Consider the following 24,584-nt stretch of genomic DNA (forward strand, 5'->3'; position numbering starts at 1 on the left):
CTGACGCCGGTCTTGCCGGTCAAACGACCGTAGGTGGCAGCCATGAAACCTGCAGACTGCTCATGACGGGTCAGTACCAGCTTGATCTTCGACTTGCGCAGGGATTCGAGCAGGTCGAGGTTTTCCTCACCGGGGATGCCGAATACATACTCGACACCTTCATTTTCCAGGCATTGCACAACGACATCGGCGGCCTTGGCCATTTGGGGTACTACCTCAAAATCTTTGTGGGATTGCAGATTTATTAAGCTGCGTGACTGAGATGTTGCAGGATGTCTCAGTGGCGCGCATCGTAGGCCCTCTGGTTAATAATAATAAATATATTGTTATGATGCTTAGCATCACATTTCGTTATGAATGCATCCCGCATGAAAGGTAGCACCCCTCAATGAACCTCAAGGCATTGCGTTGCTGTGTCGAAATCGTCCGCCAAGGCAGCTTCACCAAGGCCGCGCAGCACCTGCACATCGCCCAGCCAGCGCTGAGCATGGCCGTTACCCGGCTGGAAGAAGAACTGGGGGTCACCCTGTTCAACCGCACCACGCGCAAAGTGATCCTCACGGCAGAGGGCGAGCAGTTCTTGCCGCGAATTGCCTCCGCCCTGCGCGAAATGGACATTGCCCGGCAAGAACTGCGCGACATGGCCGATCTCAAGCGTGGTGAAGTTCGCCTGGGTATTCCGCCGATGTTCGGCCTGCACTACGTCCCCGGGTTGATGAACGCCTTCCGCCAGTTGTACCCGGGCATTGCCATGACCGTGTTCGAAGGCAGTGCCGAAGACATTGGCCACCGCCTGGAGCAACGGGAAATCGACCTGGCGCTGCTGGAGTCCCGGCGTGTGCCGCCCGACAAGGAGTCGATCCTGCTGGGCAGCGACGAGATGCTGGCGTGCATGCACCCTGATCATCCCTATGCCGGCAAAGCCTTCCTCACCGCCGAAGACCTGCGCAATACCGACATGGTGGTGTTCGATCGCACCTTCGTTCAACGCCATCTTCTGGATGCGTTCTTCGCCGAACATGGGATCACTTACCAGGTGGCGCTACAGAGCAACTTCGTCTCGCTGGTGGTGCAGGCCGCGCTGGACAACATGGGGGTGGCGACCCTGTTGCGCTCAGTGCAGCAACGTACGCCAGGTATCGTCGGTGTGCCCTTCCGGCCGGCACAGCAAATGAGTTTCCGCTTGTGCTGGCGCTCGGGGGAATACCTGTCGCTGGCGAGCAAGCGGTTCATCGACTTTGCTGCACAGACGCATTACCTGGAGCGCTGAGGGCCAATCGGGGGCAGCATCCTCGACGTTGCAGCCATCGATTGACTATTATCCCGCCTTGAACGTTTCAGCATGTTTCAATAGGGATACAGATGTCAGTCCAGGAACGCCCCCCGCTACCCAGTAAAAACACCGTCGCCAAGATGGAAGCTGCCATGGCACTGGGCAGCTTTGCCATCGGCACCGGCGAATTCGCCATCATGGGCCTGATGCCCGACATTGCCAGCAATTTGCAGTTGAGCGAGCCGCAGGTGGGCCATGCCATCAGCGCTTATGCGCTGGGGGTGATGGTTGGCGCCCCGACACTGGCCATTCTCGGTGCCAAACTGCTGCGCAAGCACATGCTGCTGCTGTTGATGCTGCTGTATGCCGTGGGCAACCTGGCCACTGCCTTTGCCCCCTCGTTCGGTGGCCTGGTCACATTTCGTTTCATCAGCGGCCTGCCCCACGGCGCCTACTTCGGCATTGCCGCAGTGGTGGCCTCGAGCATGGTGGCCAAGGATCAGCGCGCGGGGGCGGTTGCCCGGGTGATGATGGGCCTGACCTTGGCCATGTTGCTCGGCAACCCGGTTGCCACCTTCCTGGGCCAGTACTTCGGTTGGCGTTCGGCATTCGTGCTGGTCGGCGCGATCGCCCTGTGCACCATCGCCCTGGTCTGGCGTTTCGTGCCCCAGCGCCACGACGAAACACGCAGCGATCCGCGCAAGGAGCTACAGGCCTTTGCCCTCCCACAGGTCTGGATGGCGCTGGCCATTGCTTCGATCGGTTTTGCCGGCATGTTCTGCGTGTTCAGCTACCTGGCACCGACCATGCTGCAAGTGACCCAGGTGTCGCCACAGTGGATTCCGTTCGGGCTGGCGGCGTTCGGCGTGGGCGGCATCGTCGGCAACATCGCGGGCGGCAAGCTGTTCGACCGCCTGCAGTTCCGCGCCGTGGGGCTGGTACTGATGTGGTCGATTGCCGTATTGCTGTTCTTTACCTTCGCCGCCCAGGCGCTGTGGAGCCTGCTGCTGGGCATCGGCCTGGTGGGTACCATGATCGCCCTGGCGGCACCGCTGCAAATTCGCCTCATGGACATTGCCCATGAAGCGCCAAGCCTGGCAGCGGCGTCGAACCATGCGGCGTTCAACCTGGCCAATGCCCTGGGGCCATGGCTGGGAGGCATGGCGATTACTGCGGGTATGGGCTGGACCAGCACCGGGTACATCGGCGCCGCGACTGCGCTGGTAGGCCTGGGCATCTACCTGGTGGCGCGGCGGATGAAAGGCGGGCATTGAAGCCGGCATGGTCATAAAGGGTTACCCTACCCCGTTATGCACCCGCCACAGCCGAGTCATTCATGTTCGATTGGGAAGACCTGCGCCATTTCTCCGCCTTCAGCTCGGCCGGCTCGCTGTCGGCCGCCGCCAAGACCCTGGGTGTCGACCACGCCACCGTGGCCCGGCGCATCGCCTCGCTCGAAGCTTCGCTCAAGCTCAAGCTGGTTGACCGGCGCCCCCGCGCCTATGCCCTCACCCACGAAGGCCAACGTGTGGCGGAACTCGCCGAACAGATGGCCATGTCCTCTTTTGCCCTGGAGCATTTCGCCAGCGCCGGCCAACAGGCAGTGGAAGGCGAAGTGGTGCTCTCGGCACCACCGGCGCTGCTGGGCAGTATCGTCGCCCGGCGCCTGGGCGAGCTGTACCAGCGCTACCCACAACTGCGCCTGAAGCTGGTAGGCAGCAAATCCAGGGCATCCCTGGCCCGCCGCGAAGCTGACATCAGCATCGCCCTGGCCAGGCCGACAGAGCCAACCCTGGTGGTCAGCCTGCTGGGGCACCTGGATTACCGGCTGTACGCGTCGCCCGGTTACCTGGCCAGCGCAACGGCAAGGCGCTACATCGGCTACGACGAGTCCCAGGCCCGTTCACCACAACAGCAATGGCTCAACCTCCAGGCCGGCCAGCAGCCGTTCGCATTGCACAGCAATGACCTGCGCATCCAGGCCCAAGCCTGTGCCGGCGGCATCGGTATCGCCTGCCTCCCCGCGTTCATGGCACAGGAACACGGCCTGAAGCAAGCAGGCAGCGCCGAACAGACCATGAGCATCGAAATCTGGCTGGCCGTGCATGAAGACGTACGCGCCACACCGCGGATCAAGGCGGTTACCGACTTCCTCCAGCAGCAGGTCCGGCCGCTGCTGCGCTTGTGAATTCTTGCAGATGGCAAATGCATCAATACGGAATTTTCGCCCAAGTCTTCCAGCGTTAGGCTAACTCCATCACTCACGCCTTTGAAGGAGACGACGATGCAGTACGTAAAGCTGGGTAGCACCGGGCTGGACATTTCAAGGCTGTGCCTGGGCTGCATGACCTTCGGCGAACCCGACGCCGGCACTCATCCCTGGACCTTGGGCGAAGACGCCAGCCGGCCAATCATTCGCCACGCCGTCGAGCAAGGCATCAACTTCTTCGACACTGCCAACAGCTATTCCGCCGGCACCTCGGAAATCATCCTCGGCAAACTCCTGAAGGAGTTTACCCGCCGCGAAGAAACCGTGATCGCCACCAAGGTGTTCTTCCCTGCCAACATGTGGGAAGGCGCCAGCCGGCCCAATGAGCAAGGCTTGTCACGCAAGGCGATCATGGCCAACATCGACGCCAGCCTCAGCCGCCTGGGCACAGACTACGTCGACCTGTACCAGATCCACCGCTGGGACTACCACACTCCCATCGAGGAAACCATGGAAGCCCTGCATGATGTGGTCAAGGCCGGAAAGGCGCGCTACATCGGCGCATCGTCGATGTATGCCTGGCAGTTCGCCAAGGCCCAGCAGGTAGCCGCCAGCCACGGCTGGAGCCGCTTCGTGTCGATGCAGAACTACCTCAACCTGATCTACCGCGAAGAAGAGCGAGAGATGATTCCGCTGTGCCTGGATCAAGGCATCGGCCTGATGCCCTGGAGCCCGATGGCGCGCGGTCGGCTGACCCGGCCGCATGGGCAGCAGACCGAGCGCACGCGCACCGATGTGTCCGGGCAGTCGTTCTATGAAAAGACCGAAGTGGAGGATGGCCGGGTAATCGATGTGGTCGAACAGATCGCCAGCGAACGGGGGGTGCCGATGGCCCAGGTTGCTCTGGCCTGGGTGCTGGGTAAGGCCGGTGTTAGCGCCCCTATCGTCGGCGCCTCGAAGCCCGCCCACCTGGACGATGCCCTGGGCGCACTGTCACTGCAGCTGAGCGAAGACGAGGTGGTGCGCTTGCAGGCCCCTTACGTTCCCCACGCGGTCACCGGCTTCAAATAGCGCGGGCTTGCGGCAGTTGGTATGGGTCCGCGAGCTGGTCAGCCTCGCGGAAACCATTACAATGCCCGGCCCAACCTGAAATATGTTTTCCCCATGAAATCACTGCTTTACGCCATAACCTTATTATTTTCCTTTACCATCCCCGCCTTGGCCAACCCGCCGGCCACCTTCACCGAAGCCAAGGTGGTGGCCAAGCAGAAGGTTTATCTGGACCAGGCCAGCAGTGCCATGGGTGACCTGTACTGCGGTTGCAAATGGACCTGGGTGGGCAAGTCTGGCGGGCGCATCGATGCCGCCTCGTGTGGTTACCAGACGCGCAAGCAGCAGAACCGCGCCGAGCGCACCGAGTGGGAACACATCGTGCCCGCCCACACCTTCGGCAACCAGCGCCAGTGCTGGAAGAACGGCGGCCGTGAGCACTGCGTGGACAACGACCCGGTGTTCCGCGCAATGGAGGCCGACCTGTTCAACCTTTATCCCGCCGTGGGTGAGGTCAACGGTGACCGCAGCAACTTCAACTACGGCATGGTCACTGGCAATGCCGGCGAATACGGCCAATGCACCACCAAGGTCGATTTCGTCCAGCGCACCGCCGAACCGCGTGACGAAGTCAAAGGCCTGGTAGCCCGCACCACGTTCTACATGTTCGACCGCTACAAGCTGAGCATGTCGCGCCAACAGCAACAGCTACTGATGGCCTGGGACAAGCAACACCCGGTGTCGGCCTGGGAGAAAGAACGCGATCGGCGCATTGCCGCGATCATGGGCCATGGCAACCCGTTTGTAAGCGGCGAACGCAAGTGGACTGCCGGCTACAAGCCGGTTGGCAGCGGCGTGGCACAGACGGTGCCGGTAAAAGCGGCCAAGCCTGAGGCCAAACCAAGCCTGGCCAGCGCCGGTTCGGTCGGCGCCGTGCTTGGCAACCGCAACAGCCACGTCTATCACCTGTCAGTCGGCTGCCCGGGCTACAACCAGGTTGCAGCGAAGAATCAGGTCACCTTCGCTAACGAAGGTGAAGCGCAGGCAGCAGGCTATCGCAAGGCAGGTAACTGCCGCTGATCGTTTCAAAGGCTGCGCGGCCCCTGTGGGAACGGGGTCGCGTCAGCCGTTGACCAGGTTTACCGGCCGCTCACCGGCCAGCGCGCTGAGCAGGTTGTCCACCGCGCAACGCGCCATGGCCTGGCGGGTGTCCTCGGTCGCCGAGCCGATGTGCGGGGTCGCTACCACGTTATCCAGCTGCAACAGCGGCGAGTCGGCCGGCAGCGGCTCATGCACGAACACGTCCAGCCCCGCACCGCGGATGCGCCTGGCCCGCAGCGCATCGATCAGCGCCTGCTCATCCACCACGCGACCGCGTGAGATGTTCACCAGAATTGCCTCTGGCTTCATCAACGCAAGTTCCCGTGCGCCTATCAGCCCTTCGGTGCTGGCGCTCAACGGCACCGTCAGGCAAACGAAATCTGCCTGCTGCAACAGCTCATCCAGGCTGCACTGGCATGCGCCATAGCGCGCTTCCACCTCGGGCTTGGCACGCTGGCTGTGATACAGCACGCGCATGCCAAAGCCCGCGGCCGCGCGCCGGGCCAGGGCCTCGCCAATGCGGCCCATGCCGACGATGCCCAGCGTCTTGCCGTGTACATCACTGCCAAAATGCGCTGGCCCCAGGTTGGCCTGCCAGCGGCCGTCACGCACCCAGTTCGCCAGCTCCACCACCCGCCTGGCGGTAGCCAGGATCAAGGCAAAGCCTGTGTCCGCGGTGGTTTCGGTCAACACGTCGGGCGTGTTGGTGAGCATCACACCACGCCTGCTGAGTTCAGCAATGTCGTAGTTGTCTACGCCTACCGAAACGCTCGACACCACTTCCAGTTGCGGGGCAAGGTCGAGCAGGCTGGCATCCAGGCGCAGGCTGGCTCCCAGCAACCCGTGCGCCCCCGGCAACGCATCGCGCAGGCGGGCCAGGCCATCGGGCTGGGTAGTATCCACCCAGGTCACCTCGACGCGATCTCGCAGGCGTGCCATCAGGTCGCCGGACAGGCGTTTATACAGGACGATTCGCTTCTTCATTGCGGGTTTCCTAATGGTTCATGGCCAGACGCGAGCTATCGCGCTTTGCCCGGCCAGAGGTCTGGGAAGTATTGAGCGCAGCGGTAAGCGCCACTGCCGTCAGCAGCGCACCGCACATGAACAGATAAGAGGCGCCGGGCCCGCCCGTAGCCCCATTGAGGTAACCCACCAGCCACGAACCGCCAAACGAGCCCAGCGCCCCCATGCTGTTGATCAGCGCCATGGCGCCGCCTGCGACGTTGGCCGGCAGGATTTCGGGCACGATCGCGAAGAACGGGCCATAAGGTGCGTACATGCAGGCACCAGCAAGCACCAGCAATGCATAAGACAGCCAGAAATGCTCGCTGCCCAAGGCGTAAGAGCCATAGAACGCCACGGCGGCAATCAGCAGCGGCGGCCAGACGAAGCGCTTGCGCTTTTGCAGGCGGTCCGACGCCCAGGACACGCCCACCATCGCCAGCACCGCCGCCAGGTAGGGCACCGAGGCCAGCCAGCCGGCCTGCACGATATCGACGTTCGCCGCCTGCTTGAGAATCGATGGCAGCCACAGCACGAAGCCATACACGCCGATGCTCCAGCAGAAGTACTGCAGCGCCAGGATGATCACCTGCGGCGAGCGAAACGCTTCGCGGTAGTTCTTCACAGGCTTGATACCCTGCTGCTCGGCAGCCAGCGCCTGCGCCAGGGCGGCCTTCTCCTGCTCGCTCAGCCACTTCACCTGGGCCGGGCGGTCATCCACCAGGCGCCACCAGAAGAACGCCCAGATCACAGCGGGCAAGCCTTCGATGATGAACATCCAGCGCCAGTCGTAATGCTTGATCAGGTAACCCGACACCACCGACATCCACAGAATGGTCACCGGGTTGCCCAGCATCAGGAAGGTATTGGCGCGCGAACGCTCGGCCCGGGTGAACCAATGGCACAGGTACACCAGCATGGCCGGCATGACCGCAGCCTCCACCACCCCGAGCAGGAAGCGGATGCCGATCAGCATGTAGACGTTGCTGACCATGCCGGTAAGCGTGGCAAGGCCGCCCCACAGGATCAGGCAGACGAAGATGAGCTTCTTCACGCTGCGCTTTTCAGCGTAGATGGCACCAGGCACCTGGAAGAAGAAGTAACCGAGAAAGAACAGCGCCCCCAACAGCGAAGACATCACCGGGGTGATATGCAGGTCTTCGGCCATGCCGGAGGCAGCGGCGAAGCCGTAATTGGCGCGGTCCAGGTACGCCAGGCTGTAGGTGACGAACACAATCGGGATGATGTACCACCAGCGGCGAGGTGCCAGGCTTTGGCTTTGCATGGTTTGTTTCTCCTGAGCTTGTTGTTTTTGTTGCAACAGGTGATTCGGGGTCGGCTCATGCGCTTCTGCGCAGGTCGTAGGCCTCCAGTTCATGGCGCAGCGGCAACCCTTCCATGTCGCCCCGCGATTGCACGGCACGGCTGCCGCACCAGTTGCCACGCGCTACCGCCTCGACTATCGGACGGCCCTCCAGTAGCGCGCTAAGCACACCGACGGCAAAGGCATCACCTGCACCGACGGTGTCCACCACGCGGCTGACTGGCACGGCGGCTACCTGCCCTTCGCCCTTGGCGCTGCGGAAGTAGGCGCCAGCGTCGCCCAGCTTGATCACCACGAGCTCCACCCCTTGGTCCAGATAGAACGCGGCGATATCAGCCGGGGTGTGCTGACCGGTCAACAACCGCCCCTCTTCCAACCCCGGTAAAACCCAGTCGGCCTTGGCCGCCAGGGCATTGATTTCACGCACCATGCTGCTTTGATCGGGCCACAGCGAGGGACGCAGGTTGGGGTCGAACGATAGGCTTCGCCCGGCTGCGCGCATCCCGTCCAGCAGCGCGTGAGACAGCGTCCGACAGCTGTCCGACAACGCCAGCGGAATACCGGTAGCGTGCACGTGGCGAGCCTGCAGCCAAACGGGGCTCAACATCGCAGGTGACAGCCTGCTGGCCGCCGAACCGCGGCGAAAGTACTCCACTGCCGGGTCGCTGCCATCATCGCTGCGGGCCTTGAGCTGAAAACCCGTCGGGTAGTTGGCATCCACCTCGACGCCGGCACAGTCCAGGCCTTCGCCGCGCAAGCTGTCGAGCACGAAACGGCCCAGCGAATCGTCACCAACCCGGCTCAGCCAGCGTACCTTGAAACCCAGCCGCGCCAGGCCGATCGCCACGTTGCTGTCGGCGCCGGCGATGCGTTTGCCGAACTGTCCGACAGCGGCCAGGTCGCCGGCCTGCTCGGCAACGAACATGGCCATGGTCTCGCCAAAACACAGCACGTCATGTTCATGCATGGTCCAACTCCTGCGCCGCGCCCAGTGCAGACAGGTGACGTACCTGGACCCGGGTCAGCGCCAGCAGGTCGTCGCCCACCAGTGGGTACTCGACAGCGCGCACCACGCCCGGCGCGAACTCGGCCATCAGCGCTGCCCACTCCTGCAGGTCCGCCGCTTGCGGCGGTATGGCAACCAGACGGCCATCGGCCCGACGTTGCACAGCCTTGCAATGCACATAGCGCACCCAACGGCCTAGCTGCCTTGCAGCTTGCCGCGCAGGCTCACCCTGCCACTGCCAGTTACCGATATCGAACGTCATACCCAGGCGCAGCCCAAGCGGGTCGACGCGCTGGAAGAACTGCAGCATCGGTTCGAGCCTGCCACCTTGTGCGGTCTGATCGTTTTCCACCAGCAACAGAGGCCCATGCGCAGGCAGCAGCGACGCCAGGGCCGTCACATCGCAGTGCTCATCGAAGTGCCCCAGGGAAACCTTCAGCGCCACCGCGCCAAGCGACCGGGCAATTTCCAGCTTCTGCACCAGTAGCGGGTCGGGCACGCCTTGCGCGGTCCACAGTTCAAGGGGGGTGGAGTACAGGCATTCCAGGCGCAGCGCGGCAATGACCCTACCCAGCGCAGCGGCGTCCGGTGCACTGGCGAACAATTCTTCGCGCAGTTCGACGCGGCTGACGCCAGCGGCGGCCAGCAGGTCCAGAAACTGCTCCTGGCCACGTTGGCGCACAAAGTCGGCGCCGTAGCTGGAGAGACTGATGGAAACGGGGTTCGCGTGCATTGTTCTTGTCCTTATGAAACCGGTTTCATTTTTTGATCAACAGCAGCAGGCACAAACCTGCTGTTTCTTACTGGGGTTGGGTTGAACCGCGAATGATCAGGTTGGCTTTGAAGTCGATGCGCCGTGCTGCGCCGCTATCGCCGCGCAAACGACCGAGCAGGCTTTCGAATGCCGCCACGCCGATACGCTCGGTGGGCTGGGCCAGTGCGGTAATGCCTTTGCCAACCAAGGGGTACCAGTCGAGGTCGTCGAGGGCGATCAGCCCGACATCGGCAACCAGGTTGCGCCCGGCCTCGAGCAGGGCCCGGGTCACCGCCAAGGTGGCAACGCCGTTGAAGGTGAAGATGGCTTGCGGACCATGGCCACTGTGGGCAAGAAACGAAGCCAATTGGCCCTGCAGCCCTGCGCTGATTTCAAGTACCTGCTGACGCATGCCTGGCCGGCGGCTGATCGACGCGCCGAACGCCTGCACCCGCTCCAGGCGTGAACTGGTGCCATCGAGGGGTTCGCTGACCGCCAGGATGTCGCGGTAGCCCTGGGCCTGCAGGTGGTCGAGGGCCTGCTCGACTGCGTCGGCATTGTCCAGGCCGACAAGGTCCACATTCAGCTCGGGCAATTGGCGGTCGACCAGCACCATGGGGATGTCACGCTGCAGGTTGAGCAGTTCGCCGGGGTGGTGACCGAGCGTGTTCACGATCAACCCTTCGACGTTGTAGCTCTGCAGGGCCACCAGGTGGTGACGCTCCTGCTCGTCGTCGCGGTTGGTGTTGCACACCACCAGGCTGTAACCATGTTGACGGCAGGCGGTTTCCACGCCGTGCATCACGGCCACTGAATAGGGGTTGAGGATATCGGCCACCAGCATGCCGATCAGTCGCGTCTGGCCGCGCTTGAGGCCGCGAGCCATCTGGTTGGGGCGATAGCCGAGGCGTTCGATGACCTCTTCCAGCCGCTTGGCCGTGGCTTCGGCCAGCAATTGGCGGTCGCCACCAATGTAACGGGAGACGGTGGCTTTGGAAACGCCAGCAACACGCGCCACTTCGCTGATGGTGACCCGTTCGCGGGTATGGGCAGGCGCGTCGGTCATGGGTTTTCCTTATGATTGTTTTAATGGGGATGAAACCGGTTTCAATACAGCAAAAATGCGCGGGTTCGTCAACAGGCCGTTGGTCGGGCACGAAGTCAGGAAATGTTAAATCGCATTAATAATATTGCATAAATTATTGATATTTTTAGATTTATATCTATGGAACAGGGCTTACCCTGGAATCTGATTACGTTAGGGGATGGCACGGGCTTCGCCCGTGTTCGCGGGTAAACCCGCTCCTACGGGCGAGGGCGCAGAAAAACACGTCAGCGAAGCGACTTCACGTCACCGGCCGTGACGGCACTGCCTTGGTTACCCCAACTGCTGCGAATGAAATTCACCACCTCGGCAACCTCCTGGTCGCTCAGGCGCCAGCCGAAAGCCGGCATGGTGAAGTTCGACGGCGCAGTGTGCGTTGCCGGTACCGTGCCACCGGCAAGCACCACATGGATCAGCGACGTGGCATCCGCCGTCTGCACCACCGGGTTGCCGGCCAAGGCCGGGAACACGCGGGTGTAGCCCTGCCCGTCGGTGCGGTGGCAGGCCGCGCAGTTGTCGATGTACACCGCCGCCCCAGGCTTGCTGTCGTCACCCTTCCATAGCGCATCCGCGACCTGCTTGTCGTAGACATGCGGCTGGTCATCCGGATTGCTCGGCGGCAGGGTTTTCAGGTAGCGGGCGATCGCGGTCAAGTCGGCATCACTCATGTGCTGCATGCTGTGCTCGACCACATCGCTCATGCCGCCGAACACGGCGCTGCGATCACTGCGCCCAGTCTTGAGAAACTGCACCAACTGCGCTTCGCTCCAACTGCCCAGGCCGTCCTTGTGATCGCCACGCAGGTTCTTGGCAACCCAGCCTTCCAGCGGCGCGCTGCCGGCCAGAAACTGCTCGCCATCGGCCGCGCTCAGGGCCTTTTCCTGCATGGTCAGTGCCCGCGGCGTATGACAAGCGCCACAATGCCCAAGGCCCTCGACCAGGTACGCCCCGCGGTTCACCACAGGGTCGGCTGTCGCGGATGCCTGCCAGGGCTTGGCCTCTGGCGCGAACAGACCGCGCCAGATTGCCAGCGGCCAGCGCATGCTCAGCGGCCAGGGAATGTCAGAGGCCTTGTTCGCCTGCTCGACAGGCTCCACGCCCTTCATGAAATAGGCGTAGAGCGCCTGCATGTCCTGCTCGCTGACCCGCGCATACGACGGGTATGGCATGGCCGGATAGAGCGTACTGCCGTCCTTGCCGATCCCCCTGCGCACGGCCTTGTCGAAGTCTTCGAAGCTGTACTGGCCAATGCCACTGGCCGCCGGGGTGATGTTGGTGGAGTACACCGTGCCAATCGGCGTTTCCATCGGCAACCCGCCGGCAAAGGGTTTTCCGCCTTTGGCGGTATGGCAGGCCACGCAGTCACCGGCGCGGGCCAGGTACTCGCCCAGGCGTACCTGCGCATCGTCATTCGCTACGGCCTGTGCAGCCGCACCGGCACCCAGCACCAGGGTGGCGATCAACAGTGTCTTCATGCTCATCGCTCCTCAAGCCTGGACCAACGGACCGGGGTTTTTCAGGTACTGCTCACGGATGGCGCGGGCCGACCAGTACGTGAGCGCGGCCACCAGCCCGGTCGGGTTGTAACCCAGCCCCTGCGGGAACGCCGAAGCCCCCGGAACGAACACGTTGTGTACGTCCCAGCTTTGCAGGTAGCGATTCAGTGCACTGGTTTTGGGGTCGGTGCCCATGATTGCCCCGCCGTTCAGGTGGGTGGTCTGGTAACGGGTGGTGTTGAAGTGGTCCTTGACCTGCTTGCCCAGCACGGCAATGGCCTTGGGGTTCATCGCTTGGGCGATCTTGCTCAGCTTGTCGACCATGAACTGGTTCATCTTGATGTCGTTTTCCTGCCAGTCGAACGTCATGCGCAGCAGCGGCTGGCCGTAGGCATCGCGGTAGGTGGGGTCCAGGTCCAGGTAATTGCCACGGTAGGACTGATGGGCGCCGTGGGCGTCCATTGACACCTGGTGGGTGTAGTAATCGGCCGTGGCTTTCTTCCAGGCACTGCCCCAGGCCGGCGTGCCCGGCGGGTTGGAGGTACCGGCAATCGGCCGGCTGCCGGCCTGGTTCACCCACATTGGCGAACCGCCGACGAAGCCGTGCGGGCCATGGTCGAAGTTGTCGGCGTTGAAATCGTCGATGGCAATGCCATTGCCACCCGCGCCGATGAAGTTGTTGGTGTAGGTGTCCTTGTCGAAGAACGCCTTGACTGTCCCCATGTTCTGATAGGCGAAGTTACGCCCGACCACACCCTCGTTCTTCACCGGATCATAAGGTTTGCCAATGCCGGAAAGCAGCATCAGACGCACGTTGTTGAACTGGAAAGCCGCCAGAATCACCAGCTCTGCCGGCTGCTCCACCTCGCGCCCCTGGGCATCGATGTAGGTCACGCCGGTGGCCTTGCGCTTGCGGTCGTCCAGGTTCACCCGCAGCACATGGGCATTGGGCCGCAACTCGAAGTTGGGCACCTGACGCAGCGCCGGCAGGATGTTCACGTTGGGCGAGGCCTTGGAGTACATGTAGCACACGTAGCCACTGCAAAAACCGCAGAAGTTGCACGGCCCCATCTGCGCCCCGTAGGGGTTGGTGTATGGCCCTGAGGTGTTGGCTGACGGCAGGTTGTAAGGTTTGTAGCCCAGGTTGGTGGCAGCCTTTTCAAACAGCCTTGCCGATACAACGTTCTTCTGCGCGGGCAGCGGGAACGGGTTGGAACGGTCCGGCGCATAGGGGTTGCCGCCCTTCCCTTCACCGACCACCTGGCCTCTGACGGTCCAGGCCTGGCCTGAAGTGCCAAAGACCCTTTCGGCAAAGTCAAAATAGGGCTCCAGCTCTTCATAACTGACGCCGAAGTCCTGAATGGTCATGCCTTCGGGAATGAACGCGCGCCCGTAGCGCTCTTCATAGTGGCTGCGCAGGCGCAATTCGACGGGGTCGACCCGGAAGTGCACACCCGACCAGTGCAGGCCTGCGCCACCCACGCCCTTGCCCGGCAGGAACGCGCCCAGCTGGCGATTGGGCAATGCCACATCATGCACGCTATGGCGGACAGTGACGGTTTCTTTCGACACATCGACGAACAGCTTCTTGCGCACGCTGTAGGTCAGCTCATCGATCACCTGCGGGTAGCTGCCTTCGGGGTAGGTATCCTGCATCGGCCCCCGCTCCAGGGCTACCACGTGCAGCCCGGCCTCGGTCAGCTCCTTGGCCATGATCGCACCGGCCCAGCCGAAGCCGACGATCACCGCATCCACTTTGTTCAACACAGTCGCCATGCCTCAGGCCCTCTCGCCGCGAATCGATACAGCCGGGAACGGGTAAGGCTCGTTGCGCTCGACCCAGTCCATGAAGTCGGCGCGGGCGCCGGGGAAGCCGATCTGGGTCCAGCCGACCATGCCTTTGTTGCCGCCATGAATCGGGTCGCAGAAGAACCCTTCGCGCGTGTTTTGCACCAGCAGGCTGAAGAACACCTTGGCCGGAACGGTTTCGAAAACCACCTCTCCTGCCTCCAACGTACTGAGAATGCGGTCCTGGGTAGCGCTATCTTGCGCAGCAAAAACCTGTCCGCCATTGGCCTTGCACCAGCCGTCCACGGCAGCGATGCCCAGGCGGTAGATTTGTTGCGGGCTGAGCTGCAACTGGTAGCCCAGCTCGGGCGGGGCGTCGGCGTTGAACGGCCCTTGCATGTACCACTGTGCGCCAGTCGCGTAGGGGGTGTTCATTTGCCTGTCGATAAATTCGGCGGCGCCCGCTTCGAGTGCCCCTGGGCCAAGCTCATCGGCCGGGATGATGCGGGAAACGGCAGCTTGTAAAAAAGCCCATTCTTCGGCGCTGAAGAATGTCGGTTGATAATTGCCCGCAGGCGGCGTAGCCGGCACTTTCGGTTGCTGATGCGGTTGCGGGGCCGCAAGCAGTTGGCTGGCGCCCACGCCAAGCCCTGTACTGGCCACTGTAACGACAGGGATCAGAGTCAAGGTCTTGCGCAGAAAATCCCTGCGCGGGTTGTCTGGGGCATGCTCAGGCATTGCGAATCCTCATCGGCTTTGGGGTGGCCTTGATAAGCGCCATCTGATTTTCAATTGAGAGGTGATCTTGATAGGCCATCAAGAAGACAGCCGAATAATCTAGCGCGTTCAGAAAGGTTTTGAAACCGGTTTCATTCTTACCTTCCCACCCGGCTTAACCTCCAAGGACGCGGTTCCAGATTGCAAGAATAACCGGCCGCGCCTACTGCATGATCTGAGTTCAGAACTCGACTTTGCGCCGCAAATCGGGTTGAAATTACCGCCCCCCAATCCCCCAACCTTGGGGGAACGCAGCCCACCGCCAGCCGCTCGCAAAATCCCCAGCTGAGAGGTTCGAACCCTTGCCCCACAAGGCCTGCAACGCAGACCTCAGATATTGGCACAGCTCTTGCCGATCTCCTCCCAGACGCCCCAAGTCCATGGGCCCGTTTGCAGGAGGAATTGACTCATGCACCGACCGATACCCCACCCGCTGGCAGTGGCGATTTTCGCCAGCATGCTCCAGCTCCCGGCGCAGGCCGCCTTGAACGCTGTCGATCCAGGCGCTTACGTTCCTGCCAACGGCGGCTTCCCCGCCTGGTACCAGGACAGCCACGGTCGAACCCTCGACCTGTGCCTGACCAAGGCCGTCAGCTCCCGGGTCGCCGGCGCGCCTGACGCACCCTCATACATGTGCACGCTGCTGCCCACGCCTGGTGTGTTCGACGATACCCAACCCATCGTCTTCCCCACCAACTTCCCTGACGAAGCGTTCTGGTTCACTGCCGACGCTGCAATCGTCGACGCCGCCCGTGGCATCGACCTCAGCTACGGCACGGCGATCGAAGCGGCATTCGCCGCCGAGGAACCTGTCGAGGGTGACCAGGTCAGCTTTGCCCGAGTCCGTATTCGGGTCGACGTCCCCACCGCGGGCACCTACGTGGTCACCCACCCCTATGGCGTTGAAGTGTTCGATGTACCCGCTGCAGGACGCCGGGCGATCAACATGACCCGCGACATCGGCATCGCCGGCGCAGGCGACTTCACCGGCGCACTCAAGGGCGATGTCGGGCCGTTCCTGCGCAGTGTCAACGGCCCCTACACCGAAGGCAACGAGCGCTTCATCGGCGACCCGAACCTGGAAGAGCAGGTCACCGGCAGCCCATTCAACACCAATTACGTACGCATCGAAGGCCCTGGTGGCATCGACCTGCGCACCGAGCTGTTCGCTGTCTCCGGCAAGCTTTCCGAAGTGGCCCTGCCAACCCCGCTGATGCCACAACGCAGCACTTACTCAAGGCATACCGAGAACGGCGACCTGATCGCCCAGCAAGACATATTCGTGTTGGCCCCGCCGCCACCGGCAAGCGTCACCCTGACCAGCCAAACGCCCAACCTTGGCCTCACCGAGGCCAACGGCACCGGCGCCTGGTACGCACAGTCAGCCCTCAACCCGGCGGCCGGAACCATCGTGACACTGTCCGCTGACAACAGCGTGGCGGTCCCCACCAGCAGCCTGACCACCAGCAACATGCCACTGACCGACCTGGTCACCATCACACAGGCCCAGTACCGCTTGTCCACCGGCGAGCTGACCTTGGTGGCCAACACGAGTGACGAAACCACCCCTCCAGTACTTACCGCACATACCGGCAACGGCACGTTGATCGGCAACCTGGGCGGTACCGGCGCCGTGAAGACGTTGAGCATGACCTTCTCGCCCATTCCGCCGGCCAAGGTGCAGGTCACCAGCGCCAACGGTGGCAGCGACACCGAAGACGTGGTGCTGGTGCCATGAACAGACAAAGGCTCAGCCTTCAAGGAGGCAGCATGAACACTTGGTCGCGCCGTGCGCTGTTGGCCGCCGGTTTCTCTCTTACCGTTACCAGCGCCGCATTCGCCGCGCTGTCTGATGTCGACCCGGGGCCCTACACCTTCGCCACAGGTGGCTATCCGATGTGGTACAAGGACAGCCTCGACCAATCCCTGGAGCTGTGCCAGTCACGTGCCACCAGCACCCGTGCGCCAGGCGCGCCAGGGGCGCCGGCCTACATGTGCACCTTGTTGCCCGAGCCCGGTGTCTATGACGATGCCCTGCCGCTGGTATTTCCAGATAACTGGCCACCGGAGATGTTCTGGTTCCTGGCCGAAACCTCGATACCACAAGTAGGTAACAGCGGTTATGAGCTGGAGGTCTACGTTGCCGGTTTAGAGGCAGCCTTCGCTGCTGAAAACCCGGTAGACGGTGATCAGCAAAGTTTCGCGCGCATCCGTATCCGTGCTTCGGTCCCACGCACCGGCACCTACACCATCACGCACCCTTACGGGGTGGAGACGGTCAACGTCACCACGGCAGGACGTCGTGCGATCAACATCACGCGGGACATAGGCATTGGCGCTCCGGGCAACTTCCAGGGGGCGCTGGAGGGTGCGATCGGCCCTTGGCTGAAGGGGGTTGGCGGGCCGTATACAGAGGTCAACCCTGACACTGGTACCACCGAAACCTACATCGGCGACCCCAATATCACCGAAGCGGTAACCGGTAGCCCCTTCAATACCAACTTCGTGCGCATCGAAGGGCCCGCTGGCACCATTCAGACCAACACGTTCACAGTGTCTGGCAAGGTGCTGGACCAGCGGGCACAAACCCCGGTCACCCTGGAGCGAGCCACGTACTCGCGCAACGGCAGCGGCACCCGCGTGGAAGTGTTCGCCAAGGCCCCGAATGAGGCCAGCCTGTGTATGCGCAATGGCCTGGCACTGATCGGCACGCCGCCTTCGCCGTGTCAGTTCACCCTGACTTCGGACAACAACGGTTTGTTCTTCAGCCAGCAGTTCAACCAGTCGGTGCCGCCAGCGGTGGTGGTTGTCACCGCCAGCAATGCAGTCGGCGGCACCCAGCCGACTGCACTCTCGAGCAAGCTCAGCGACGTGGTCAAAGTCAGCACCGCACGCTATGACTGGGCCAACAAACGTCTGTTGATCGAGGCCAGCTCCAGTGATGAAGTCGTGGTCCCCGACCTGCTCGCCCAAGGCTACGGCCGCATGTCGAAATCGGGCACGCTGCAAAGCATCACGGTCAACGACCTGGCTCAACCGCCCGCCACCGTCACGGTCAAGTCTGCCCATGGCGGTAGCGATGTGGAGCCGGTGATCGTGGTCGGCAACGCCCCGGTCGAGGCCGCCAACCAGCCACCGCTGGCCCAGACCGATGTCGGCAACACCAGTGTCGGTGTCCCGATCACACTCAACCTGCTACTGAACGACAGCGACCCGGATGGCGACGTGCCGCTGACCATCAGCGACCTGACCCAACCCGGGACCGGCCTTGGCGGCGTCGTGATGAACGGCACCACCTCGGTGACCTACACGCCGCCGAGCGGGGCCACACAACCGCTGGTAGCCACCTTCAGCTACCGGGCGATGGATGCCAAGGGCCTGAAGTCGGAACCGGCCACGGTCACCATCAACGTCGCGCCTAACCAGGCACCGACTGCCAACCCGGAGACCGTCGCCACCCTGGGCGTGCCATTGACCATCAACGTGCTGGCCAACGACACCGACCCGGAAGGCAACGTACCGCTGAGCGTGGCCAACATCACCCAGCCAGCCGCCGGCCGCGGCACGGTCAGCACCGACGGCACGACCGTAACCTATACCCCACCGGCCACTGTAACCACAGCCTTCACCACCACCTTCACCTACCAGGCACGTGACTCGCTGGGGGGGCTGTCCACCCCAGGTACGGTCACCGTCAACGTGTCGCCTCGGCCTGCCGCTGAAACCTTCGCTGTCACGACAGCCACAGTAACGGCGCGCTCCAACAACCGTTACAACTGGGACATCAGTGGCACCTCGTCGGTGACTACCGGCAATACCGTGACCGTGCAGGTAACCACAACTACCGGTGTCCAGACCTTGGGTACGGCCACGGTAGCGCTGACCGGGCGCTGGCGCCTGGTGGTCAGCAATAGCACCACGATCATCCCGACTGCGGCACCGACGGCGACGATCACCACCAGCCAAGGCACCACGCGCACCGTCAACGTCATCGTGCAGTAAAAGCCGGAGGCTTCGATGAAACGGCTGTACTCCCTGTTGCTCTGCCTGGCCCTGGCGGGCCAGGCCTGCTGGGCAGAGGACCTGATGGACAATGCCGACCTCGCACCCGGCAACGACCTCGGTGAACCAGTGATCATCCGCCTGCTGCCGGCCGGTGCCGGCCAGGCTGCGGTGATCGAGCAACAAGGGTCAGGCAACCGCGCCGCCCTCGACCAGAACGGTCAGGCTCTGCTGGGCCGTATCGTCCAGTCTGGCGGTGCTCAGGAAGCGTACATCTTGCAGGAAGGCAGTGACCTGATGGCCATCATCAGCCAACAGGGAAATGGCAACAGCGCGTCGATTCGCCAGAGCGGCAGCAGCAACAGCGCCGCCATCGAGCAGATCGGCAACGACAACAGCGCCAGCATCGTGCAGTCCGGCTCGGGGCTCAACAGCTCCGTTACCCAGGCTGGCAATGGCCAGCATGTTCAGATCACCCAATACCGATAGACCTGGAGGCACCACCATGTACAAGCTCGCTCCGCTCAGTGCCGCTATCGTCCTGGCCCTCGCAGGTCAGGCCATGGCTGCTGACAGCACCTCGTCCCAGACCCAGGACGGCAAGGAAAACATCGCCGAAGTCTTTCAGGCTCAGGCCCCCTTCGCCTCGGCCACCCAGCACCAGACTGGCAAGGGCCACAACCACCTCGCCGTGCAAGCCGAAAGCACCAGCGATATTCAGCAGAGCGCCACCGGCCAGTACAACGCCGGCTACGCTGAGCAACTGTTCGAGAACGGCAGCCAGATCACCCAGCAGGCCGCAGGCAGCTACAACGATGCCTTCGCCAGCCAGTCGATAGGGTTGAACAATGAATCGCTGCAAACCCAACAAGGCGTTGGCAATACATCAACCGTGTGGCAGGACAGCCAGGAAGGCAGCAAGGCCACCAGCTGGCAGTCCGGCCAGCGCAACGAGGCGTTCATCGAGCAGACCTTCGGTGGCAGCAACAATCGCAGCACCGTCAACCAGACCGGCCAGGACAACTATGGCACCACCGAGCACCTGAACCATGTCGATGGCGATATCCAGGTCTACCAGGATGGCCACGACAACTGGGCCTATGGCGACCAGCGTGAAGGTACCGGCGGCACCATTGCCATAGGTCAGTATGGGGGCGGCAACTCGGTGGAAGTGTGGCAGGACACACAGGTGGGTAGCCAGGCCTCCGTGGTCCAGACCGGCCAGCTGAACGAAGGCTATATCGACCAGAGCTTCGGCGTCAGCAACAAGGTCAGCCTGTCGCAGCAAGGCAATGCCAACGCCAGTTGGTCGGACCAGTTCGAGACCAACAATTCAACCACCAGCATCACCCAGACCGGCAACAACAACCTGCATTTCACCTATCAGAATGGTGAAAACCTCAACCTCACCATCAACACCCAAGGCAATGGTAACAACATCACCGCCAGTAACTGGAAAGGCGCCAAGATGGGTGGCCAGTTCGGTACCAACCAGAACGCCACCATCAACCAGACCGGCAATGGCAACGGCGTCAACCTGACCCAGAAGGGCGCTGACCAGCTGGCCACGCTGACCCAGACGGGTAAAGGCAACCAGATGTCGACCAAGCAGGATGACGTCAGCAACGAGCTGTACTTCGAACAGAACGGCACCGACAACATTCTGATCGCCGACCAGCGTGGTACCGACAACTATGCCTACGGCAGCAGCCAGGGCACCGGCAACACCATCACCCTCGACCAGTCCGGCTATAGCAACCAGAGCTATACCAACCAACTCTACGGAAGCGGCAACGAAGCCACCATCAAACAGTCTGACAACATCAACGTCGCCTACGTGACCCAGGGAGGCCAGGGCAACATGGCGTTCGTCGACCAGAGCGGTGTCGCCCAATCCGCCACCATCACCCAGCTGGGCAGCGCGAACCTGGCCACTGTGACCCAGCAGTAAACCGCTCCCCCTTGAACCGCGGTGCTCCTCTCCCTGGTGCCGCGGTTCCTTTTTCTGTTGCCCCTCCCTCTGCAGTCTTTCGATCCGGTCGGCATGTGCAAGCCCTTGGAGTGTATCTGTCGGGGTACAATGGCAAACCGATCAAAGATGTGCAGCAGCATGATCCAGTCCGACCTCGACCTGTTCGGCCCCCAGCCGCAACGCCTGGCCAGCCATACCGTGCTGCTGCCCGGCTTCGCCCTGGCCGAAACCGAGGCGCTGCTCGATGCCCTGCGCCCGGTGCTACGTGCCGCGCCGTTCCGGCACATGTACACCCCAGGAGGGCTGCGCATGGCGGTAGGGCTGACCAACTGCGGTACGTTGGGGTGGGTGAGTGATCAACACGGCTACCGATACAGCCCCAGCGACCCACTCAGTGGCCAGCCCTGGCCTGCCCTGCCCCCGGTCCTGCTCGCCTTGGCCGCCCACGCGGCAGCCATGGCCGGGTTTGACGGTTTCGAGCCGGATGCCTGCCTGGTCAACCATTACCTGCCAGGCACACGCTTGAGTCTGCACCAGGACCGCGACGAGCAGGATTTCAGCCAGCCGATCGTGTCGGTGTCGCTGGGCTTACCAGCGGTGTTCCTGTTCGGCGGCCTGCAGCGTGCCGACAAGGCTCAGCGCATTGCGCTGGGCCACGGCGATGTGCTGGTCTGGGGTGGCGAAGACCGCTTGCGCTTCCACGGCGTGCTACCGATCAAGCCCGGTGTTCATCCGCGCCTGGGCGAACGGCGGATCAACCTGACCTTGCGTAAGGCAGGTGCCTGAACAGGGTCAGTCCTCTGCCGCCCAGTGCAGAACAAGATGAACCCACATGAAACACATTGAACATCTTGGCCAGGCAAGCTTCGAATGATAAGCCGCCTACTTCTGTCTGGAGCCTGCCATGCCAAACCCGCCTGGTTCTTCGAGCCGTTGCACCGGAGCCATGTACCGATGAAGATGCCTGGCCGCGCCCCCAATGCCTCGCTGCAGCTCGACTACGTACGCGACACCCTGTTCGGCCCCGTGGCGCAAAGTGTGGAATGCCAATGCCAGCTCGCCGCCCTCAACCTGCAAGGCCGTCCAGGGCTGCGCTTGCACATTTGCCCCCCACTGCCCGACAAGATCGACCGCGCTCACAGTGTGGCCTTTGTCTGGGATGGGCAGAGTTACCATGGCGTGGTCCGCGACAAGGGTAGATGCGGCGACGGTGGCCTGAACCTGCTGCTGGAACTGCAATAAGCCGATCAGCGGCAGCTGCGGCCGCACTTAAGGCTGCCAGGGCTGATACCTGCGCATTGCTAGTCAGCGGCTAGAATGCATGAACCCGGCCAGCCTGGGCTGACCGGGGCACGACAGGTGCGCTCAGGCAATCGCCTTGAGCGGCGCCGGGTGGCTGTCACGCAGCGCATGCAGCTGCTCCACCAGGTTGACCAGATCACGACAACTGTTGAGATTTTGCAGGGCGACCCCGCTGAGGGTCACGCCTTGATCGAGATCCTGGCCCTGGCCCAGGCGGATGGTCAGGTTGGCGCCGTCCGGGCAGCTGACCTCACAGCGATCTGGCAAGCAGGCCTGTTCGATCATTTGCCGCATCTCTAGTATCGAAACGCCTATCAACGACATGGTACGACCCTCTCTGTGGGATGGCCTGTTGTTTGGAAGTACGCCTTTGTCGGGCGGGGCGCCAATTGATATTGCGCATGCTCGGGCAGCAGTCCATGCGCCCGGGCAATGAGCTTGCGGGGAATCCTCTAGCACCTTAGTGGAAGATTCCCTGCGTGGGCCGAGCGTTCGAATGCATTAGCAGACTTGACGACGAGTGGTCTTGGACAGCAAGGCCACCCAATCAACAGGATCAGTGCGCGGCACCTCCCCTCTCATTCTGCATCTGCCCAAACCGCCCGGCATGGAAATCATCGAACGATTCGGCAATCTCCGCCTGGCTGTTCATCACGAACGGACCGTAGCCGACGATCGGCTCATCGATTGGCTCACCGCTGAGCAGCAGCACACTGGCGCCTTCCAGCGCCTCGACCGCTACGTCTACACCCTCTCGGTCGAGCAGCACCAGGCTGGACGGACCTGCTTCGCGTTCGCTGTTGATTCGAACGTTTCCACGCAACACCACCAGCGCCGCAGTGCGACCGGCAGCAACCGGCAACTGCAAGACAGCGCCGGCGTTGAGCCGCAGATCCCACACATCCATCGCGGTGAAGGTCCGAGCCGGCCCCTGGTGCCCATGATAGTCACCGGCAATTACCCGCAAGCTCCCGGCATCACCGTCCAGCGCTAGCACCGGAATGTCGCCGGCCAGCAGCGTCTGGTAGCCGGCCGCTGCACGCTTGTCCCGCGCCGGCAGGTTCACCCACAGCTGGACCATTTCCAGTGTGCCACCACTGCGTGCAAAGTCCGGGGAATGAAACTCCTCATGGAGGATGCCGTTGGCAGCCGTCATCCACTGCACGTCACCTGGGCCGATCAAGCCGCCGGCACCCGTGGAGTCGCGGTGCTCCAGCTCACCTTGGTAGACGATGGTCACGGTTTCGAAGCCGCGATGCGGATGCTGGCCTACGCCGCGTCGTGCTGGGGTCGGGGCGAAATCATGCGGCCCGGCGTAGTCCAGCAGCAGGAATGGGCTGATCCGGCTGGCCAGGTTGTCGTAGGTGAACAGGCTGCGCACCGGGAAACCATCCCCCACCCAATGGGCGTGAGGGCTGTGGTGGATACCCAGAATCTTTTTCATGAGAAGGCTCCTCTCTTGGTTGAGATAACCTTATCAATGACGCCAATCAAGCGGTAGACGGCTGAAATGGCATGCATCGTCCCACCTGCAGAACAGTCAGCCCTGCAAGAAACCGAGCACCTGCTCGGCCGCCATGGCCGGGTCTTCCTGCATGAAACAGTGCCCACCGGGCACTTGCAGTGCGGTCACATTGCGGTTTAGCAGCGCCAGGCGATTCACCGAATGAGGCACAAAGGGATAGGTGTCTTCTCCATACAAGACCCGTGTCGGCGTCCTGATTGCGGCCAGACTGGCCCACATGCGTTTAGGGAACGAGCTGAAGATCTCCACTTCACGGCTGGGCCGGCACTTGAGCACCACGGCCTCGCCACAATCCCCGATGGCATGCTCGACATAGGCCTGCAGCGCCGCATGGGTCCAGCCTTTGAAGATGCCACGCCCTTGCAGCGAGGCCAACGCTGACTCGCGATCGGGCCAGTGGCTGCGACGACTGGCAGCCTTGCGGGCCAGGGCGTGGCGCTGATGCAGGCCGACCAAGGCTGCTGCCCCCATCACGCCGATCATGCGTCGGCTGAACAACACCGGGTCGAGCAGCACGGCGCGTGCAAACAGTTGCGGTTCACTGCTCAGGATCAGCCCTGTGAGCACGCCACCAAAGCTGTGCCCTGCGGCAAACCGCTGTACGTCGCCATACTCGCCACGTCCGCCCTGAAAGGCCTCCACCGCCAAGGCGGCGGTGCGGTTCCAGCCGCGAAACACCCCGCCATGGTCACTGTCGCCATGGCCTTGAACGTCGCAGAGCCACAAGTCGAAATGCTTGCCCAGGTGCATCAACAGCGGTTGGTAGGTCAGGCAACAGAAGCCATTGCCATGCAGGAAGTGCAGCAGCGGTTTGCCACTGGCCGGGGTTCGCCAGCCACGCAGGGTGAAACCTTCGGCGCATTCGTGGGACCAGGGAATCAACTGCATCGGCTTACTG

Annotated in this window: 23 protein-coding genes; 11 read left to right on the top strand and 12 right to left on the bottom strand. The window is 62.5% G+C overall.

The features are described from left to right. Positions 1-203 (bottom strand): thiamine pyrophosphate-binding protein (locus ACF8GF_RS09605; protein ID WP_249226214.1); only part of this gene is annotated, 203 nt, incomplete at its 3' end. Between the two features lie 185 nt (positions 204-388). Between ACF8GF_RS09605 and ACF8GF_RS09610 the strand changes: the two genes are divergently transcribed. The 5 genes from ACF8GF_RS09610 to ACF8GF_RS09630 all read left to right on the top strand — a co-directional run bounded on the left by ACF8GF_RS09610 (position 389) and on the right by ACF8GF_RS09630 (position 5,612). Further along, on the top strand, positions 389-1,270 hold the full coding sequence (locus ACF8GF_RS09610) for a LysR family transcriptional regulator (protein WP_021783794.1): 882 nt from the start codon (positions 389-391) through the stop codon (positions 1,268-1,270). 92 nt (positions 1,271-1,362) lie between these two features. After that, a complete protein-coding gene (locus tag ACF8GF_RS09615) occupies positions 1,363-2,547 on the top strand; it encodes an MFS transporter (protein WP_392488063.1) in 1,185 nt (394 codons plus the stop codon). A gap of 62 nt (positions 2,548-2,609) precedes the next feature. Continuing rightward, on the top strand, positions 2,610-3,461 hold the full coding sequence (locus ACF8GF_RS09620) for a LysR family transcriptional regulator (RefSeq protein ID WP_392461140.1): 852 nt from the start codon (positions 2,610-2,612) through the stop codon (positions 3,459-3,461). A 96-nt stretch (positions 3,462-3,557) separates the two neighbouring features. Further along, positions 3,558-4,553: an aldo/keto reductase gene (locus tag ACF8GF_RS09625; RefSeq protein ID WP_176683469.1), complete on the top strand. Its 996-nt coding sequence runs from the start codon at positions 3,558-3,560 to the stop codon at positions 4,551-4,553. 93 nt (positions 4,554-4,646) lie between these two features. Further along, positions 4,647-5,612: an endonuclease gene (locus ACF8GF_RS09630; protein WP_392488064.1), complete on the top strand. Its 966-nt coding sequence runs from the start codon at positions 4,647-4,649 to the stop codon at positions 5,610-5,612. A 42-nt stretch (positions 5,613-5,654) separates the two neighbouring features. Here ACF8GF_RS09630 and ACF8GF_RS09635 read toward each other — a convergent pair whose 3' ends face one another. From ACF8GF_RS09635 to ACF8GF_RS09670, 8 genes are all read right to left on the bottom strand, one after another. Next, entirely contained in the window at positions 5,655-6,617 is a 963-nt protein-coding gene (locus ACF8GF_RS09635; RefSeq protein WP_392488065.1) for a 2-hydroxyacid dehydrogenase, read from the bottom strand. Between the two features lie 10 nt (positions 6,618-6,627). Then, a complete protein-coding gene (locus ACF8GF_RS09640) occupies positions 6,628-7,920 on the bottom strand; it encodes an MFS transporter (protein ID WP_176683466.1) in 1,293 nt (430 codons plus the stop codon). 55 nt (positions 7,921-7,975) lie between these two features. Next, positions 7,976-8,926, bottom strand: coding sequence for a sugar kinase (locus tag ACF8GF_RS09645; protein ID WP_392488066.1), 951 nt, complete (start codon positions 8,924-8,926; stop codon positions 7,976-7,978). Then, positions 8,919-9,698, bottom strand: coding sequence for a sugar phosphate isomerase/epimerase family protein (locus ACF8GF_RS09650; RefSeq protein ID WP_392461145.1), 780 nt, complete (start codon positions 9,696-9,698; stop codon positions 8,919-8,921). The genes ACF8GF_RS09645 and ACF8GF_RS09650 overlap by 8 nt, the downstream gene beginning before the upstream one ends. Before the next feature lie 67 nt (positions 9,699-9,765). Next, on the bottom strand, positions 9,766-10,785 hold the full coding sequence (gene ptxS, locus ACF8GF_RS09655) for a transcriptional regulator PtxS (protein ID WP_064614648.1): 1,020 nt from the start codon (positions 10,783-10,785) through the stop codon (positions 9,766-9,768). 266 nt (positions 10,786-11,051) lie between these two features. Then, a complete protein-coding gene (locus tag ACF8GF_RS09660) occupies positions 11,052-12,299 on the bottom strand; it encodes a c-type cytochrome (protein WP_392488067.1) in 1,248 nt (415 codons plus the stop codon). A 12-nt stretch (positions 12,300-12,311) separates the two neighbouring features. Continuing rightward, positions 12,312-14,096 (bottom strand): GMC family oxidoreductase, encoded by a 1,785-nt coding sequence (locus tag ACF8GF_RS09665; RefSeq protein WP_176683462.1) that lies wholly within the window; start codon positions 14,094-14,096, stop codon positions 12,312-12,314. A 3-nt stretch (positions 14,097-14,099) separates the two neighbouring features. After that, a complete protein-coding gene (locus ACF8GF_RS09670; RefSeq protein WP_103444449.1) occupies positions 14,100-14,846 on the bottom strand; it encodes a gluconate 2-dehydrogenase subunit 3 family protein in 747 nt (248 codons plus the stop codon). Positions 14,847-15,294: 448 nt separating this feature from the next. On the opposite strand from ACF8GF_RS09670, the gene ACF8GF_RS09675 reads away from it, so the two are divergent. The 6 genes from ACF8GF_RS09675 to ACF8GF_RS09700 all read left to right on the top strand — a co-directional run bounded on the left by ACF8GF_RS09675 (position 15,295) and on the right by ACF8GF_RS09700 (position 22,101). Then, entirely contained in the window at positions 15,295-16,623 is a 1,329-nt protein-coding gene (locus ACF8GF_RS09675) for a hypothetical protein (RefSeq protein WP_176683453.1), read from the top strand. Positions 16,624-16,655: 32 nt separating this feature from the next. After that, positions 16,656-18,887 (top strand): Ig-like domain-containing protein, encoded by a 2,232-nt coding sequence (locus tag ACF8GF_RS09680; protein ID WP_392488068.1) that lies wholly within the window; start codon positions 16,656-16,658, stop codon positions 18,885-18,887. A gap of 15 nt (positions 18,888-18,902) precedes the next feature. Beyond that, positions 18,903-19,376, top strand: a complete 474-nt coding sequence (locus ACF8GF_RS09685; RefSeq protein ID WP_176683451.1) for a curlin — start codon at positions 18,903-18,905, stop codon at positions 19,374-19,376. A gap of 16 nt (positions 19,377-19,392) precedes the next feature. Next, entirely contained in the window at positions 19,393-20,838 is a 1,446-nt protein-coding gene (locus tag ACF8GF_RS09690) for a curlin (protein WP_392488069.1), read from the top strand. 159 nt (positions 20,839-20,997) lie between these two features. Further along, positions 20,998-21,645: a DNA oxidative demethylase AlkB gene (alkB, locus tag ACF8GF_RS09695; protein ID WP_392488070.1), complete on the top strand. Its 648-nt coding sequence runs from the start codon at positions 20,998-21,000 to the stop codon at positions 21,643-21,645. Positions 21,646-21,813: 168 nt separating this feature from the next. Continuing rightward, positions 21,814-22,101, top strand: a complete 288-nt coding sequence (locus ACF8GF_RS09700; RefSeq protein ID WP_392488082.1) for a hypothetical protein — start codon at positions 21,814-21,816, stop codon at positions 22,099-22,101. Positions 22,102-22,224: 123 nt separating this feature from the next. Here ACF8GF_RS09700 and ACF8GF_RS09705 read toward each other — a convergent pair whose 3' ends face one another. The 3 genes from ACF8GF_RS09705 to ACF8GF_RS09715 form a co-directional block, all read right to left on the bottom strand. Beyond that, complete coding sequence (locus ACF8GF_RS09705) at positions 22,225-22,485, bottom strand: DUF1652 domain-containing protein (protein WP_176683448.1); 261 nt, start codon at positions 22,483-22,485, stop codon at positions 22,225-22,227. A 232-nt stretch (positions 22,486-22,717) separates the two neighbouring features. Then, positions 22,718-23,605 carry a pirin family protein gene (locus ACF8GF_RS09710; protein ID WP_392488071.1) on the bottom strand — a complete coding sequence of 296 codons (888 nt, stop codon included), beginning with the start codon at positions 23,603-23,605 and terminating at the stop codon, positions 22,718-22,720. Between the two features lie 96 nt (positions 23,606-23,701). After that, a complete protein-coding gene (locus ACF8GF_RS09715) occupies positions 23,702-24,574 on the bottom strand; it encodes an alpha/beta hydrolase (RefSeq protein WP_339533490.1) in 873 nt (290 codons plus the stop codon). Positions 24,575-24,584 lie beyond the last annotated feature (10 nt).

The organism is Pseudomonas sp. yb_5 (genome assembly GCF_043103865.1).
In the GTDB taxonomy this organism is placed as follows: domain Bacteria; phylum Pseudomonadota; class Gammaproteobacteria; order Pseudomonadales; family Pseudomonadaceae; genus Aquipseudomonas; species Aquipseudomonas putida_Y.

Bases quoted from the DNA above. Each gene is read 5' to 3' on its own strand.
- ACF8GF_RS09610 (WP_021783794.1), top strand. From the start codon at position 389: ATGAACCTCAAGGCATTGCGTTGCTGTGTCGAAATCGTCCGCCAAGGC.
- ACF8GF_RS09615 (WP_392488063.1), top strand. From the start codon at position 1,363: ATGTCAGTCCAGGAACGCCCCCCGCTACCCAGTAAAAACACCGTCGCC.
- ACF8GF_RS09620 (WP_392461140.1), top strand. From the start codon at position 2,610: ATGTTCGATTGGGAAGACCTGCGCCATTTCTCCGCCTTCAGCTCGGCC.
- ACF8GF_RS09625 (WP_176683469.1), top strand. From the start codon at position 3,558: ATGCAGTACGTAAAGCTGGGTAGCACCGGGCTGGACATTTCAAGGCTG.
- ACF8GF_RS09630 (WP_392488064.1), top strand. From the start codon at position 4,647: ATGAAATCACTGCTTTACGCCATAACCTTATTATTTTCCTTTACCATC.
- ACF8GF_RS09635 (WP_392488065.1), bottom strand. From the start codon at position 6,617: ATGAAGAAGCGAATCGTCCTGTATAAACGCCTGTCCGGCGACCTGATG.
- ACF8GF_RS09640 (WP_176683466.1), bottom strand. From the start codon at position 7,920: ATGCAAAGCCAAAGCCTGGCACCTCGCCGCTGGTGGTACATCATCCCG.
- ACF8GF_RS09645 (WP_392488066.1), bottom strand. From the start codon at position 8,926: ATGCATGAACATGACGTGCTGTGTTTTGGCGAGACCATGGCCATGTTC.
- ACF8GF_RS09650 (WP_392461145.1), bottom strand. From the start codon at position 9,698: ATGCACGCGAACCCCGTTTCCATCAGTCTCTCCAGCTACGGCGCCGAC.
- ptxS (WP_064614648.1), bottom strand. From the start codon at position 10,785: ATGACCGACGCGCCTGCCCATACCCGCGAACGGGTCACCATCAGCGAA.
- ACF8GF_RS09660 (WP_392488067.1), bottom strand. From the start codon at position 12,299: ATGAAGACACTGTTGATCGCCACCCTGGTGCTGGGTGCCGGTGCGGCT.
- ACF8GF_RS09665 (WP_176683462.1), bottom strand. From the start codon at position 14,096: ATGGCGACTGTGTTGAACAAAGTGGATGCGGTGATCGTCGGCTTCGGC.
- ACF8GF_RS09670 (WP_103444449.1), bottom strand. From the start codon at position 14,846: ATGCCTGAGCATGCCCCAGACAACCCGCGCAGGGATTTTCTGCGCAAG.
- ACF8GF_RS09675 (WP_176683453.1), top strand. From the start codon at position 15,295: ATGCACCGACCGATACCCCACCCGCTGGCAGTGGCGATTTTCGCCAGC.
- ACF8GF_RS09680 (WP_392488068.1), top strand. From the start codon at position 16,656: ATGAACACTTGGTCGCGCCGTGCGCTGTTGGCCGCCGGTTTCTCTCTT.
- ACF8GF_RS09685 (WP_176683451.1), top strand. From the start codon at position 18,903: ATGAAACGGCTGTACTCCCTGTTGCTCTGCCTGGCCCTGGCGGGCCAG.
- ACF8GF_RS09690 (WP_392488069.1), top strand. From the start codon at position 19,393: ATGTACAAGCTCGCTCCGCTCAGTGCCGCTATCGTCCTGGCCCTCGCA.
- alkB (WP_392488070.1), top strand. From the start codon at position 20,998: ATGATCCAGTCCGACCTCGACCTGTTCGGCCCCCAGCCGCAACGCCTG.
- ACF8GF_RS09700 (WP_392488082.1), top strand. From the start codon at position 21,814: ATGAAGATGCCTGGCCGCGCCCCCAATGCCTCGCTGCAGCTCGACTAC.
- ACF8GF_RS09705 (WP_176683448.1), bottom strand. From the start codon at position 22,485: ATGTCGTTGATAGGCGTTTCGATACTAGAGATGCGGCAAATGATCGAA.
- ACF8GF_RS09710 (WP_392488071.1), bottom strand. From the start codon at position 23,605: ATGAAAAAGATTCTGGGTATCCACCACAGCCCTCACGCCCATTGGGTG.
- ACF8GF_RS09715 (WP_339533490.1), bottom strand. From the start codon at position 24,574: ATGCAGTTGATTCCCTGGTCCCACGAATGCGCCGAAGGTTTCACCCTG.